Origin of the sequence: Acinetobacter sp. B51(2017), assembly GCF_003711395.1 — a bacterium.
GTDB lineage: Bacteria > Pseudomonadota > Gammaproteobacteria > Pseudomonadales > Moraxellaceae > Acinetobacter.
Map to the genome: position 1 here is coordinate 22,354 of NZ_PJRJ01000015.1, position 15,260 is coordinate 37,613.

Consider the following 15,260-nt stretch of genomic DNA (forward strand, 5'->3'; position numbering starts at 1 on the left):
AACATGATGGATTGGTTACAACTGCTGTTACCTGCATGGACAATGGGAACGCTACTCGTGTTTTTAACTGCGCCACTGGGTTGTTTAATGTTATGGCGTCGCATGTCATTTTTTGCCGACACCATGGCACATGGTACTTTATTAGGCGTTGCCATTGCAGGTGCAATGAGTCTACCCCTTTGGTTGGGTGTGACCTTTATTGCACTGTTATTAGTCGGCATCCTTTGGGTTTTACATGATCCACGTTTGCCAAATGATGCTTTGTTGGCACTGTGTTCTGCCACGTTACTCTGTTCAGGTTTATTGTTTATTCAACATATTCCGAGTTTACGTCCAGAGCTACTCAGTTATTTATTTGGCGATTTACTGCAAATTGCATGGTCAGATTTACCCATGTTTGCTGTGGTTATTGTGGCGGCCTTAGCGGTTTTATATAAATACTGGCATCAACAAATTCAAATTGCCATTGACCCAGATATTGCCGTGAGTGAAGGCATTAACGCTCAATGGCAGCGTTTGGTATTTATGTTGCTGTTGGCTTTATTTACAGTCTTGGCACTTAAAGCGGTTGGCTCATTGCTCATGGGCGCTTTATTGGTGATTCCTGCTTTAACCGCACGTTTACTGGCACACTCGCCTAAACAAATGCTGATTTGGGCATTTGTGGTGGCGCAACTAGGCGTTAGTGTGGGTCTTTGGTCAAGCGCAGGACTCAATATTTCGAGTGGTTTAAGCATTGTCATTACAATGTCGCTGCTGTTTGCCAGCATTTTTGCCGTGCAAAAACTGCGTAAAATCGCCTAATCGCACTCCCCTACCCTATTCTGTAGCAGCAAAATCGTTGAAAAAGCCAGCTAAACTGGTTATTTTGCTTTTTACCTACACTGTTGTCAGTGAATGCTTACACAGCATAACGCCAATCGTGAATTTGGCATTTTTGCAGTTTAGCTTATTCTGATCACATCAGGAACAGGAAGTTCCAGAACATAAAACAACGATAATAAGTTCTTGCATCAGGAACGTGAGGTACGACAGGAGTTATACCTAAACATACCCCATATAGAATAGCTCGACAGGATGTCTGGCTATTCTTTTATTGGTGTACCAAGCTTAGTAAAATAGCCGCACCCGCAAATAAAGTCGCAAAACTTTTATTCATTATTTTTTGTTGTTTAGCGGATTTAAGCAAGCGTAACACTTTAGCAGCAAGCCCCGTATAGCCTGCCATAACAATCAAATCAATACAGATCATAGTGACTGCCATAATCAGATATTGTGGCCACTGTGGTCGTGATAAATCTAAGAATTGCGGCAAGACCGCAAGTAAAAATACAATTGCTTTCGGATTACTCATATTGACTAAAAAGCCACTCATGACCAATTTGGCGGCCGACTTAGTCGGTTGTTCATGTGCAATCGCAATATTTTGTACGGGTGCGCGCCATTGCAAATAAGCGAGATACAATAAATAAGCCACCCCAAACCATTTCACCGCTAAAAATGCCCACGGACTGGTGGCAAAGAGTACCCCTGCCCCTGCAGCCACAATGCCAATTTGTAGCAATAAAGCCAATTGCAAACCTAATGCATTCCAATAGCCACGGCGAAAACCATAGTTGAGCCCACTTGACATTGAAGCAATTGCCCCAGCCCCAGGCGAAATACTAATCACCCAACATGCCAACATAAAACCAAGCCAAAGCTGATAAGACATTTTCGCGACCTACAACTAAAATTGGCCTTATTATATGACTTTTACAGCAGATTGACTGAAGCAATTGTGCTGAAATTTTCCACCTACCCTATGCAGTGGATATTGGCTCGGGCACAATAGCCCACAGCCATATAGCAATTATTTTAAGGAGCTTAGTGTGACCGCTCAATCCGTCATTCTGCCATTACCTTCTGATCACGCCCGCTTTATTGTTTTACGTCTCAAAGACTTAAAACCAAATGAACTCAAACAACAACTTGCAGCACTGTTTAGTACCCGTGATCGTTTAATCACCCAACACCCACAAGCGCAAGTCAAAACCGCAGTCGCATTTGGGCCAGAACTCTGGCAACAACTCCATGACCAAACACCTGAAGGCTTTAAACAACTCGAAGCGATTCATGGTTCATTTCACATGCCTGTGGTTGCAGCCGATGTTTTAATTCATATTGCCGCACAGCGCACCGACATTTGCTTTGCCTTAAGCCAAGCTTTCTTTGATGGGATTCAAGATAAAGTTGAAGTTTTAGATGAACGCGTCTGCTTCCGCAATTTTGACGGTCGTGATTTAACAGGTTTTATTGATGGCACAGAGAATCCACAATTCCCAGATGACCGTGCAGAAACTGCCTTATTGCCTGAAGATGCAGGTATATTTGCCGATGGCTCATTTGTCTTTGCCCAACGTTATGCGCATGATTTAGAAAAATGGAAACGCTTGAAAGTAGATGCGCAAGAACAAGTCATTGGTCGTACCAAACTAGAAAGCATTGAACTTGATGATGAGATTAAACCTGCCAATGCACATACCGCACGCGCCATTGTCGAAGACGATACAGGTGAGGAATTAGCAATCTTACGTCATTCATTGCCATACGGTGATGGGGGTGGTGATCAAGGTCTGTTCTTTATTGCTTATACCAACGATTTAAGCATTATTGATCAAATGTTATTGCAAATGTTTGGCAGCAGTGGCGATGGTATTCATGACCGTCTGCTTCATTTTGTAAGCCCTAAAGATGGTGCCTATTACTTTGCCCCAAGTGAAGAATTACTCGAAGATATTTTAGCAGCAGAATAAAAAAAGGCGCTTCAAGCGCCTTTTTTATTTAAAAAGTTACACGTCGATATGGACGATACTGCGGTGTCCAAAAATTGCTTTCAATCATTTTTTCTAGGGCTGCATCTTCAATAATCGGTGCAACCCCATCTGCCATGGCTGCTTTAGCCACTCTAAAGGCAATGAAACGTGACACTTGCTGAATTTGGTCAATTTCAGGTAATAAGTCAGCGCTAATGTCCTGCAATTTAGGTGAACATTCCGCTAAAGCATTACTCGATGCCATCAGCATATGATCTGTCACTCTTGTCGCCCCAACGGCAATAACCCCTAAACCAATACCAGGGAAAATATAGGAGTTATTACATTGCGAAATATTGTAGATTTTGCCTTGATAATTCACAGGAGCAAAAGGACTTCCCGTTGCAATTAAAGCACGACCTTCCGTCCACGCAATCACATCACTTGGTACAGCTTCTACTCGAGATGTCGGGTTAGACAGTGGCAATACAATTGGATGCTCACAATGGCTGGCCATGGTTTTAATCACTTCTTCTGTGAATAAGCCTGGTTGACCTGACACACCAATTAATACAGTCGGTTTAGCATGTTTCACCACATCTATTAGCGAAATCATGTCATTGACATCTGCCCATTGGCTTACATATGCTGAGTTTTGCGCTAATTTACTCTGGAAATCTAATAAATTCGGCTGATTATCAGTAATTAAACCAAAACGATCAACCATAAAGACGCGTGCGCGCGCTTCAAGATCAGTTAAACCTTCTGCCACCATTTGCGCCACGATTTGTTCAGCAATACCGCAACCTGCCGAACCTGCACCTAAGAAAGCCACCACTTGATCTTTTAACTGTTTACCTGCTGCACGGCTGGCTGCAATTAAACTACCTACCGCAACCGCGGCCGTACCTTGAATATCATCATTAAAACAGCAGACTTGATCACGATATTTGTTGAGCAATGGCATGGCATTTTTTTGCGCAAAGTCTTCAAACTGGATTAATGCATGCGGCCAACGGCGTTGAATCGCTGCAATCACTTCATCTACAAATGCGTAATATTCATCACCGCTAATCCGTGGCTGTGCCAGCCCCATATAAATTGGATCATTCAGTAATTGCTGGTTGTTGGTGCCTACATCTAAAGTAATAGGTAAAGTATAGGCTGGGCTAATCCCACCACATGCGGTATACAGCGATAGTTTACCAATCGGAATCCCCATACCGCCAATGCCTTGGTCACCTAAACCTAAAATGCGTTCACCATCTGTAATGACAATTACTTTTACGTTTTTCTTAGTGACGTTATGCAAAATATCGTCAATATGACCACGGTCAGCGTGTGAAATAAACACCCCGCGATGACGACGATAAATATCCGAGAAACGCTGACAAGCTTCACCTACCGTTGGAGTATAGATAATCGGCATCATTTCACTTAAATGATTTTCAATTAAGTGATAAAACAAAGTCTCATTGGTATCTTGAATATTACGTAAATAGATATGACGATTAATATCATCATTAAAAGCGCAATATTGCTGATAAGAACGCTGACTTTGCTCCTCTATGCTTTCAATGGCATGTGGGATTAAGCCATGCAAATTAAATTTGCTACGCTCTTCTGCGGTAAATGCAGAACCTTTGTTTAATAAGGGCAATTCAAGCAGGTTATGGCCTGCATAAGGAAGGTATAGTGGTTTATTAAAATCGTCTACGGTCATGCCTAAGCTCATTATTGTTTCTGCAAATACGGGGTTGGCTGTTCGACCCCTTGCTTAAAGATGTCTAAGCTTAACCCTATTTTCAAGCAAATGTACATTTCTTAAATTAATAATGATATTAAACTAATTTTTTTAATTAATAGTCCTAAGCTCTAAGTTAAATCTAGTGTTTTTCAGCTCGCGTTAGATATGCCTTCTGTGATCTGTAGCTACAGGCCTTATTTTACAAAGGGTTGATGCTCATGTTAAAGAAAACAATTCTTAAAATGATTCAGCCCGCCTTAAATATCTAGCTAAATTTTGTCTGTGAGTTAGCTCTATGTATACATCTGGCTATATTTTTTATCTAAATGACAAATATCGGCATTTTAAAGTTTAGACCTTATCATCCCACAGATTTTTCTTTATTTATCTTATTTATATTTAAAGGATTTTTTTTAAAGAATTAATATTTGAATGACATTAGCCTGTAAATACACTATTTTTTGCCATGCTTATCGCAATTTAAGCTGCAAGAAAAAAATCGTACATTATTTATTCACAACAAATGCCTTCACCTAAAGGCGTGGAAATTTGCTATATTTGCTGTTTTTCTGCGACCTTTATTTTCGACTGAATATGAACACGGCAATCCAAGCAGCGCTCGATCATGCAGTGCAAGCCCTTCAAGCTGAAGGTGTACTCCCATCCGACTTTAATAACAGTGGTAACTTAACGCGTACTAAAGACCGCAGTCACGGTGACTTTGCGTCAAATATCGCCATGATCGCGTCGAAAGCTGCGGGTATGAAGCCTCGTGATTTAGCGGAAAAGATTTTAGCAGCTCTTCCTGAAGTTGCAGATATTAGCAAGGCTGAAATCGCAGGCCCAGGTTTTATTAACTTCTTCTTAAATGCCGATCAACGTTTTGCGGTGCTTGATGCGATTCAAGCCCAAGCAGCAGAATTTGGTCGTACGCAAGTGAATGCACAAAAACGTGTGCAAGTTGAATTTGTATCTGCTAACCCAACTTCTAGCCTGCATGTGGGTCATGGTCGTGGTGCAGCTTACGGTATGACCGTAGCAAACCTGTTAGAAGCAACTGGTGCCACTGTTGACCGCGAATATTATGTTAACGATGCTGGTCGTCAAATGGATATCTTGGCGACTTCAACCTACCTACGTTATTTAGAATTAACAGGTCAAGAACTTGTTTTCCCTAAAAATGCTTACCAAGGCGACTATGTCAAAGAAATCGCGCAAAGCATTATCAATCAAGATGGTGATGCACACGTACGTCCGGTAGCAGATGTCTACAAAGACGTACCTGAAGACGTACAATTTGCCGCTGAACTTGATGCAGATGGCAACAAAGTGGTGTTATCTGGCGATAAAGAAAAACACATTGATGGTTTAATCCATAATTCTCAAGCCTTAATTGGTGAAGGCTACCGTGTCTTCCATCAAGCAGCGTTAAAAGCGATTCTTGATGATATTAAAGATGACCTTGGCGAGTTTGGTGTAACGTTTAATCAATGGTTTAGTGAAGCCTCTTTAACTGAAAAAATTGAAGAAGCGTTACAGACTTTAGACCAACGTGGCTTCCTTTACGAAAAAGACGGCAACATTTGGTTTAAATCAACTGAATTTGGTGATGAAAAAGACCGCGTAGTGAAACGTCGTAACGGTCAAACCACTTATTTCGCTTCTGACATCGCTTACCACTTGAACAAACTGCAACGTGGTTATACAGACATCGTAGATATCTGGGGTTCTGACCACCATGGTTATATCGCACGTGTGAAAGCTGCGATTGATGCTTTAGGTTATGACTCTAAAAAGCTAACTGTACTGTTAGTGCAGTTTGTCAGCTTATGGCGTGGTGGCGAGATGGTACAAATGTCATCTCGTTCAGGTCAGTTCGTAACTTTACGTGACCTACGTAAAGAAGTCGGCAACGATGCCGCACGTTTCTACTACGTGATGCGTAAATCAGAGCAACACATTGACTTTGACTTAGACTTAGCTGTATCACAAAGCAAAGACAACGCGGTGTACTACATCCAATATGCGCATGCGCGTATCTGCCGTATGTTAGAAAAAGCAGCGTCTTTAAATATCAACTTTGATGTGGCAACTGCGCGTGCCTTAGCCGCAAAACTTGAGCTCGATGCTGAAACTGAAATTTTAGCTAAACTTGCAGCTTACCCTGAAATTGTAGCGCGTGCTGCCAACAGCTACGAACCGCATCAAGTAGGTAACTATTTAAAAGAATTGGCTGCGTTATTCCACGGTTGGTATAACGAAAACAAAGTCTTAGGTGACGATGCTGAACTCACTCAAGCACGTTTACTGTTGTCTGTGAATGTACAACAAGTGCTCCGTAATGGTTTAGAGTTATTGGGCGTATCTGCACCAGAAAGCATGTAATTGCTTAAAAATAACTGCTTTATTGCTGCTAAAAATCAGTTTTTAGCAGCAAGACTCAACTACAGCAGACATTTCAGCTTAACGATGTAAGTAATTGTTATGACATCGTGACGAGTAAGGCTTAAGGTTTGACTTTAAGCCTTCGAGTCGCTACAAGTGGTTTATTCACTCGATCTGTTAAAAAGGACATCTACGTGTTTGGAAAAACGCAACGCGGCGTATCTGAACGACCGAATAAGCAAAAGAAACCGCTCATCCCGACATGGTTGTGGATGCTTGTGGTGATTTTAATTGTGCTTTGTTTTGCTGTCGCATTGATGCTGTGGAAACCGTGGTCACCTGTACAGACCAATACCCAAGTAGCTCCTGAACAAACTCAAGAAGATATCAATAAAGATTACCGTTTTTATGAATTGCTGCCACAACAACAAGTGACGCCAATTCCAGAGCAAGCTGTCCCTGAGAATAAAAGCAGCAATGCTGTGGTGATTATCGAAGCACCTGAAGCACCTGCCTCAGAAACAAATCCAAATCAAACCGGTTTAATGAGCACAGAAGAAGCCAAGAGTAACTATATTTTACAAGTACGTAGTTATAACGACCCTGATCAAGCCGATGCGCGCCGTGCCGAAATTATCCTGAATGGTTTATCGGCAGATGTACTCAAAATTGAAGAAAATGGCGAAACTTGGTATCGCGTGATTTCAGGCCCTTATGAATCGCAAGATGCTGCTGTTAGCGCCCAGCAAACCTTACAACATAGTGGTATTGACTCCATTGTAGTCAAACGCTAAAAAAAGCGACCGAAATGGTCGCTTTTTTATGTTTGCTGATTGAGCTGTTGATCTTTGGCATAAGCTGTTTGATAGGCTGAACGTGCTTCAATACGTTGCACATAAGCCTGAATATTGGCATATTCATCACCAAAACGTGCCGACAAAGCTTGTAAGGCAAAACTCATCTGCACATCAGCAAAAGAAAACTCACCGGCAAAATATTCATGCTGAGCTAAATATTCTTCTAAATACTCTAAATGTTCTTTTAAACGTGGGCTAATAAAGCTCTGCTTGACCCCATCTAAAACTTTATCTGCCATATTTTGCAGCAGATCAGGCAGTTTTTTTGGCACTTCATTCATCACAAAAGTCATCAATAACAAAGGCATCAACGAACCTTCGGCATAATGCATCCAATAACGATAATTTAACTTCTGCACTTGATCTTCTGGTTTAAATTGACCTTGCTGATCATATTGTTCTTGTAAATATTCTAAAATCGCGGCCGATTCAGCAATGGTTAAGCCTTGGTCGGTGAGCACCGGTGCTTTACCCAAAGGATGTATATTTTTCAGTTCTGGCGGAGCAGCAAAGTTGCTCTGACGTTTATAAAATTTAACTTCATAATCGAGCTTAAGCTCTTCAAGCGCCCATAAAATTCTTAACGAACGCGATTTTTCTAAATGATGCAGGCAGATCATCTGAATGCTCCTTTTTCGTTGGATCTTGACTATAACGAGCTTTAGTTCAGAAAATCTGCCAGATTTACATAAAGGCTGCCGAGCGCCTATATGCTTTAACATTGTTATTTAGTGAGGGTTATTTACTGGCGCGCATCCGTTCTTGCAACACAGGTGCTTCTAAACGAGGGCCTTCGTAGGCGGGAATGGTACCAAAACGCGCATGCCCTTCTACCCATTGCTGACGTGCTTCAGCCAACTCTTGTTGAGTACGTCCGACAAAATTCCACCATAATAAGATTGGTGATTCAAAAGGCTCACCACCCAATAATAAAACGCGACTATTGGCCGCTAATTCAACTTGAATTTTGTCTACACCTGGCTCAATAAACAAGAAATTGTCATCATTTAGTTCATGGCCGTTGACTGTGGCTTCGCCCTCTAACACCATAAATCCATATTCAAATTTTGGATTTAGTGCCAATTGTGTCGTGCTTGCTTGTTGAGCACTTAAATCAACACCTAGTAATTCGCTATGCACTTTAACGGGCGAGGTGGTTTTTAAAAACTCACCCACTAAGATGGTAAATTCGATGTCATCTTTGACGACAACTGGCAAATCAGGATAGTGGTCGAAGCGTGGTGCAATATTGCGTTTGTCATCTGGCAAGGCAATCCATAGCTGTGCCGCATGCATTTGGGTTTCATTGTCTGGCGCCACTTCGGTATGTGAAATACCATAACCTGCGGTCATTAAATTGACTTGTTTGGGACGAATTAACTGTTTCGAACCTAAGCTATCATCATGCAACATGGTGCCGTCGATCATCCAAGTAAAAGTTTGCAAACCGATATGTGGATGTGGTCCGACATCTAAACCATCACCTTGTGGGAAATGTACTGGCCCTGCATGATCTAAAAAGCACCACGCACCAATCATACGTTTTTCACGGCTTGGTAAAGCACGTTTAATCACAGTGCCTTGGCCAATTTCGGCACGGCGTAGAGTAAATGTTTGAATAAATTGATTGATGTATTTAGCGCAGTCATCAGAATGCGAAACTTCGGTGTAGGTATTATTGGTCATGACACATCCTAGATATTACTGATTTTAAATTCTAATCATTTTAGCCGCGGCAGGCTATTTACCATTTGATACGCTAAATCCTATGCTTAGGACAACACTATTTTAATTTAGTAACAAAAAAAGAGCCTATTAAGGCTCTATTAAGGCTTACAACCTAATTTGATGACCTAAAAACTTGATCTCGATGAAATTCCAAATAAGGTTTATATGCATTACTAAATTTAAACTCGATCCTCTCTGGTACACGAAAGAACTCTCTCTCAGCTTCACTCAAGATTGGAGAAATGATCAATTCTCCACTGTGCTTAAAAGATATAAAACCTTTATCAAAGAGACGATCATAATTAGGCGTCAGTAATAAACCATTAAAACAGTCCAAACGCTCTTCATCAGTTGATTTTTTCCACGGTTTGATATGTGATGCGATTAAAAAGCTTGGCTTATTAACTCCTGAGATCACGCATTTAGGATGAACATCAAATAAAGCTTTTCTGAACTTAGCTTGGATTAATCTAACTTTTACTTTACGCTCTGCTTCTGAAGTAAGATTTTGCTTTTCATCTAGAATATGGTGATTATTTAGATCTTTTTCTCTTATATAGTCCGCATAATGATTTAAGGCCGAGGAATACATATTGTTCCCAACTTTATTTCTTTCTTTATAAATATCTAATGAAAAAATTAGACGCTTTAATGCTTCAAAATCAATAATATTATCTGGAACTTCATAACTCGGTAGCCAATCAGATATCCTATTTTTAATCACTAAATTATATTTGGATGCTGACGCTGGAGATAACTTTTTTATCTCAATAAGCCAATCGTAAAAACTCATATATACCCTCTTTATTTTATTAAACACAAAAAAAGGACGCCTAAGCGCCCTTTTTTATCAAATAATTTTCGTTAGAAAATTATTCCCACTCGATAGTCGCTGGTGGCTTAGACGATACGTCATAAACAACACGAGAAACTTCAGCAATTTCATTCATGATACGTGTAGAAATCTTGTCTACTAGATCGTATGGAAGATGCGCGAAACGAGCTGTCATAAAATCAACAGTTTCAACGGCACGAAGTGCAATCACCCATGCGTAACGACGACCATCACCTACTACGCCAACTGATTTAACCGGTTGGAATACCGCAAATGCTTGTGCAGTTTTGTCGTACCAACCGCTTGCACGAAGTTCTTGCATGAAGATGTCATCTGCAAGACGTAAAATGTCTGCATATTCTTTCTTCACTTCACCAAGAATACGAACACCTAGACCCGGACCTGGGAATGGGTGACGGTAAAGCATCTCAAATGGTAAACCTAAAGTGGTACCTAAACGACGTACTTCGTCTTTGAACAAGTCACGGATTGGCTCAACCAATTCAAATGCTAAGTCATCTGGTAAACCACCCACGTTGTGGTGCGATTTAATCACATGCGCTTTACCATTTTTAGTTGCAGCAGATTCAATCACGTCTGGGTAAATCGTACCTTGTGCAAGGAAGTTTACGCCATCTAACTTACGTGCTTCTTCAGCAAATACTTCGATGAATTCACGACCAATGATTTTACGCTTTTTCTCAGGATCAACTTCACCTGCAAGTGCAGATAAGAAACGATCTTCAGCGTCAGCACGGATCACACGGATACCCATGTTTTTCGCAAACATGTCCATCACTTGCTCGCCTTCGTTCAAACGTAATAAACCGTTATCTACGAATACGCAAGTCAATTGGTCGCCAATTGCGCGGTGTAAAAGTGCCGCAACAACTGATGAATCTACACCACCTGAAAGACCTAAAAGAACTTTTTGATCACCAATCTGCGCGCGAAGTTGTTCAACACGTAAATCGATAATGTTTTCAGAGTTCCAAAGCGCACGGCAACCACAAATGTTGTGTACGAAGTTAGACAGTAATTCAGCACCTTTTGCAGTATGCGTTACTTCTGGATGGAATTGAATGCCGTAGAAACGACGTGCTTCGTCAGAAACCATCGCTACTGGACAGCTTGGTGTGCTAGCAGTAATCTGGAAACCTTCAGGAATGGCAGTCACTTTATCGCCGTGACTCATCCAAACTTTTAATTGGTCTTTAGAATCTTCAAGGTCGCCAATGAGTTTGTCGCGCACTTGAATATTCACTTCTGCATAACCAAATTCGTGAACAGTACCCGGCTCTACTTTACCGCCAAGCTGTGCAGACATGGTTTGTAGACCATAGCAAATACCAAGAACAGGTACACCAAGTTCGAATACAACTTGCGGTGCGCGTGGACTACCTTCTTCATGAACACTTTCTGGACCACCTGACAGGATGATCCCGTTTGGGTTAAATGCACGAATATCTTCTTCAGACATATCAAAGGCGTACATTTCTGAATAAACACCAGCTTCACGTACACGACGTGCAATAAGCTGACTATATTGAGAACCGAAATCCAGAATCAGGATACGATCTTCAGTAATTTGGGTATTGGTAGTCATGGCAAACAACTATGCAGGCAACGAATATAAGCGCGCTATTCTAGCATTTTTCCGACGATTAGGCACACTATTCAGATAAGGTTAAAAACTAAACTGCGTCTTTTTAACTCATTTAGCTTCTAAGCTTATCGTTTTCGCCTAAATTTAGGGCTTAAGGCATACGTTGTAGTTTAATCACTTCAATATCTGTAGGTTTAGTACGATGAGTATCTACCTCGCCAATGACTTTAACTTTGTCACCTGCTTTAAGCTGTAAGGCTTTCCATAAATCATTATCAATATCAAGCACAATGCTGCCACTTGCATCTTCAAACTCAAAATTATCACCTGAGATGTGCTTAACAATCTTGCCCGTTAAGGTCACGCCTGTTTCATCTTTTAAGGTTTTAGCTTGTGCGACAGTAACACGATTTTTTGCCGCTTCTTGTATGAGCATTTGATCAGACTTTGCCAGTGCTAAAGGACTGATAAGTAAAGCTGCTGCACAGCTTAAACTCAGTATAATTTTTTGCATATTCACCTCTGTATTATTGTGATTGTGGTTTTGTGATCATGCTCTTATTTTAGAAGCTTAGGTCGTTTGCAATGTAAAATTTGGTGCGAATTTGGCTGATGTTCATGCACAAATAACCGCTCTTTTTTACAAGCTGATTACATCGCAACAAAAGCGCAAATTATTCTGCTTGGCTACTGACTTTCCCCCCTTAGACTGTTAGCATTTGGCGACACTTTAGCTTGCTGCCGCTCATGGAACTCCTCGATTTTATCTTACACGTAGACGATCACTTGCTTGAATTCATCATCAATTATGGGGTGTGGATTTATGCAATTTTGTTTTTGATTATTTTTGTGGAAACTGGTTTGGTGGTCATGCCGTTTTTACCAGGTGACAGTTTACTGTTTGCAGCAGGTGCTTTAGCAGCATCAACAGGTGCTATGGATCCTTGGATCTTGATTCCTTTATTGTTTGTGGCTGCGGTTTTAGGTGATACTTTAAACTATCATATTGGTCGTTATATTGGACCGCGTGTTTTTGAAATCGAATCACGCTTTATTAATAAAAAACATTTACTTGCTACCCAACAATTCTTTGAAAAGCACGGTGGTAAAACTATTATTTTTGCCCGCTTTGTACCATTTGCGCGTACCTTTGCACCCTTTGTCGCTGGTGCAGGTCATATGAATTATAAATTTTTCCTAACCTATAATGTGGTGGGTGGTGCGCTGTGGATTAGTTCTTTTGTAATTTTAGGCTACTTATTTGGTAATATGCCAATCGTCAAAGATAACTTTACCCATTTAATTTTTGGCATCATTATTTTAAGTGTATTACCAGGAGTGATTGGCTTTATTCGTCAAAAATTCTTTAAGAAAAATCTAGCTTAAAATAAACCAATTAATACGGGTAGCACACAGACTATCAGCAAAACTGCCGATCCTTTATATAAGCGATCGGCATTTTTTGGGCTATTTTCTGGATCTAATAAAGCTCGTCCGAAACACATCCAAAACAATGCGCTTGGAATCAAAATAATACTAAAAGCGGCAAATACACTCATCGTATGCAGCGGATCATCCCAAGTATGTAGCGGGAAAATTCCAGCAGCAAACAATAAGGCTTTTGGGTTTTTTAAAGTGGCAAAAAACAACTGATAGGGACGAATCACCTTATGCTGTTGGCTATGTTTTTGTAAATGTTTAGCTTTCCATAAATAAAAAGCCCAAATTACCGTATAAACACTACTGCCAACATGCAAAATCAAGCTAATTTTCGGCCAATATGGCTGCATTAAATGAATAAACAATGCCCATAAGCTAATGGCATAGATATAACCCAGCAGCTGCAGAGGCAGGTAACAACTGGTTTTTGCAATGCCTTGTTGATGGGCCGAACTGGCCCACAGTGCATTGGTCGGCCCCGGAATCATCAGTACAGCAAATACCGCCATCAGAAAAACCCAGTCTTCTAGCATCCCTACCCCTTGTGTGCCACAGCTTAAAACATCCTATTTAAGCTGCTGTTATATTATTTTTTTACGTTATTTCGAATAATGATGGGGCAATTTTTAAATTTAGCCGCTTGTACTACTGCTTCTTGTTGTCCCAATAAACGTGCTTCTTCACTACGTTTGCTATTGCTAGATTGCCCCATATTTACCGATACATTAGGTGCCAAGCCCCAACCACCACGGCTCCCCCAACCTGCGCCTAAACCAACACCAACCCCCATACCTGTACGTTTAGGTGTTTCCACACCGTTAGCAATGTATTGGCTAATACGATTATATTCGCTTTGCAATTGTTGGCAATTTAAAGCTTGATATTGGGTAGGTGAAACATAAGTAGGTTTGACTGGGGTCGAACAAGCACTGAGCAATACAGCCACACTGACAATTAAGGCGAGTCCAGTAAATTTTTGCATTTCAATCTCAACATTTGTATTTATTTTCGCATTGAACAATGTTTTTGTGATAGACGTCAATTTATACACTGTGACAAACGATTAGCTGTTTTTATTATATAAGACTGCTTTGGCTTATGCTCAGTTGCAGCAGTGACAACTGAGCAAGCGCTAAGTTTAAGAAAATACTGGTTTAATAATAACCAAACCTAGCAATCCAGCCAAGGCCAACAGGCTAATCACCATACCAGCACGGCGCTGTACTAATGCAATAGTTTCGTCTTTTTTAAATGCTTTGATCATCGAAGAGACCATCACAAAAAACAACACCAGCTTGGCATAAAACCATGGTTGCACCACAAAATCTTTTAAATACAAAGATACTAGACCAGTAAGCGTAATAAAGCTCAGACTAAAATGCTGTAAGCCTACCCAAAGCTTACGCCCTTTAGGATTAGGCTGTTGCCCCTGTGTGCCTACAAATAAGCTGGCTGTACGCCCAAGCATCACTACAATCAGCAGACTTGCCAAGCTCATATGAATAATTTTAACCAGTAATTGGGTTTCCATAATCAACCTTAAGCTTTAGGTGCATGTGCACATTCGGGACTCGTTGTATCTTGACCTTGCCATTCAGCTGCTACAAAAGCGTGAATTGCCAATGCATGGATTTTACCTGGGCTAAGTAAATCCCCCACAGCAGCATAAATTTTTTGATGACGTTGTACTAAACGTAGCCCTGCAAAAGCTTCACTCACAATCACCACTTTAAAATGCGATTCTTTACCTGGAAAATAACCACCATGACCAGAAGATTCATTAACCACTTCTAAATAAGTCGGGTTCAGTGCCTCTAAACACTGTTTTAACTGCTGCTCTAACATCTTATTCACCATTGATTGCTTT

General features: G+C 40.8%; 16 protein-coding genes. 5 read left to right on the forward strand and 11 right to left on the reverse strand.

What is annotated here, in order from left to right:
• The first annotated feature begins 3 nt into the window (after nucleotides 1-3).
• Entirely contained in the window at nucleotides 4-804 is an 801-nt protein-coding gene (gene znuB / locus CYK47_RS08770) for a zinc ABC transporter permease subunit ZnuB (RefSeq protein ID WP_122900885.1), read from the forward strand.
• 289 nt (nucleotides 805-1,093) lie between these two features.
• Here the strand turns inward: znuB and CYK47_RS08775 are convergent, their stop codons facing one another.
• On the reverse strand, nucleotides 1,094-1,714 hold the full coding sequence (locus CYK47_RS08775) for a LysE family transporter (RefSeq protein ID WP_122900887.1): 621 nt from the start codon (nucleotides 1,712-1,714) through the stop codon (nucleotides 1,094-1,096).
• A gap of 157 nt (nucleotides 1,715-1,871) precedes the next feature.
• Between CYK47_RS08775 and CYK47_RS08780 the strand changes: the two genes are divergently transcribed.
• Entirely contained in the window at nucleotides 1,872-2,795 is a 924-nt protein-coding gene (locus CYK47_RS08780; protein ID WP_122900889.1) for a Dyp-type peroxidase, read from the forward strand.
• 28 nt (nucleotides 2,796-2,823) lie between these two features.
• Here the strand turns inward: CYK47_RS08780 and CYK47_RS08785 are convergent, their stop codons facing one another.
• On the reverse strand, nucleotides 2,824-4,518 hold the full coding sequence (locus CYK47_RS08785; protein WP_122900969.1) for an NAD-dependent malic enzyme: 1,695 nt from the start codon (nucleotides 4,516-4,518) through the stop codon (nucleotides 2,824-2,826).
• 618 nt (nucleotides 4,519-5,136) lie between these two features.
• On the opposite strand from CYK47_RS08785, the gene argS reads away from it, so the two are divergent.
• A complete protein-coding gene (gene argS, locus CYK47_RS08790) occupies nucleotides 5,137-6,927 on the forward strand; it encodes an arginine--tRNA ligase (protein WP_122900891.1) in 1,791 nt (596 codons plus the stop codon).
• 194 nt (nucleotides 6,928-7,121) lie between these two features.
• Nucleotides 7,122-7,721: an SPOR domain-containing protein gene (locus CYK47_RS08795; RefSeq protein WP_122900893.1), complete on the forward strand. Its 600-nt coding sequence runs from the start codon at nucleotides 7,122-7,124 to the stop codon at nucleotides 7,719-7,721.
• A 26-nt stretch (nucleotides 7,722-7,747) separates the two neighbouring features.
• On the opposite strand, the gene CYK47_RS08800 is transcribed toward CYK47_RS08795, so the two are convergent.
• The 5 genes from CYK47_RS08800 to CYK47_RS08820 form a co-directional block, all read right to left on the reverse strand.
• Nucleotides 7,748-8,404, reverse strand: a complete 657-nt coding sequence (locus CYK47_RS08800) for a glutathione S-transferase family protein (protein WP_122900895.1) — start codon at nucleotides 8,402-8,404, stop codon at nucleotides 7,748-7,750.
• A 118-nt stretch (nucleotides 8,405-8,522) separates the two neighbouring features.
• Nucleotides 8,523-9,470, reverse strand: a complete 948-nt coding sequence (locus CYK47_RS08805; protein ID WP_122900897.1) for a pirin family protein — start codon at nucleotides 9,468-9,470, stop codon at nucleotides 8,523-8,525.
• Nucleotides 9,471-9,624: 154 nt separating this feature from the next.
• Nucleotides 9,625-10,305 carry an HNH endonuclease gene (locus tag CYK47_RS08810; protein ID WP_122900899.1) on the reverse strand — a complete coding sequence of 227 codons (681 nt, stop codon included), beginning with the start codon at nucleotides 10,303-10,305 and terminating at the stop codon, nucleotides 9,625-9,627.
• Between the two features lie 79 nt (nucleotides 10,306-10,384).
• Nucleotides 10,385-11,953: a glutamine-hydrolyzing GMP synthase gene (guaA, locus tag CYK47_RS08815; protein WP_122900901.1), complete on the reverse strand. Its 1,569-nt coding sequence runs from the start codon at nucleotides 11,951-11,953 to the stop codon at nucleotides 10,385-10,387.
• Between the two features lie 151 nt (nucleotides 11,954-12,104).
• On the reverse strand, nucleotides 12,105-12,467 hold the full coding sequence (locus tag CYK47_RS08820; RefSeq protein WP_122900903.1) for a NirD/YgiW/YdeI family stress tolerance protein: 363 nt from the start codon (nucleotides 12,465-12,467) through the stop codon (nucleotides 12,105-12,107).
• Between the two features lie 233 nt (nucleotides 12,468-12,700).
• Here CYK47_RS08820 and CYK47_RS08825 point away from each other — a divergent pair, with 233 nt between their 5' ends.
• The gene (locus CYK47_RS08825) at nucleotides 12,701-13,339 is read left to right on the forward strand and encodes a DedA family protein (protein WP_122900905.1); all 639 of its coding nucleotides are present in this window, start codon (nucleotides 12,701-12,703) and stop codon (nucleotides 13,337-13,339) included.
• Here CYK47_RS08825 and CYK47_RS08830 read toward each other — a convergent pair.
• From CYK47_RS08830 to CYK47_RS08845, 4 genes are all read right to left on the reverse strand, one after another.
• Complete coding sequence (locus CYK47_RS08830) at nucleotides 13,336-13,926, reverse strand: LysE family translocator (protein WP_122900906.1); 591 nt, start codon at nucleotides 13,924-13,926, stop codon at nucleotides 13,336-13,338. The two genes, CYK47_RS08825 and CYK47_RS08830, sit on opposite strands and share 4 nt — an antisense overlap.
• A 53-nt stretch (nucleotides 13,927-13,979) precedes the next feature.
• Nucleotides 13,980-14,375, reverse strand: a complete 396-nt coding sequence (locus tag CYK47_RS08835; protein ID WP_122900908.1) for a hypothetical protein — start codon at nucleotides 14,373-14,375, stop codon at nucleotides 13,980-13,982.
• 156 nt (nucleotides 14,376-14,531) lie between these two features.
• Nucleotides 14,532-14,924: a SirB2 family protein gene (locus CYK47_RS08840; protein ID WP_122900910.1), complete on the reverse strand. Its 393-nt coding sequence runs from the start codon at nucleotides 14,922-14,924 to the stop codon at nucleotides 14,532-14,534.
• An 8-nt stretch (nucleotides 14,925-14,932) separates the two neighbouring features.
• Nucleotides 14,933-15,238, reverse strand: a complete 306-nt coding sequence (locus CYK47_RS08845) for a BolA family protein (protein ID WP_122900971.1) — start codon at nucleotides 15,236-15,238, stop codon at nucleotides 14,933-14,935.
• Nucleotides 15,239-15,260: the final 22 nt, after the last annotated feature.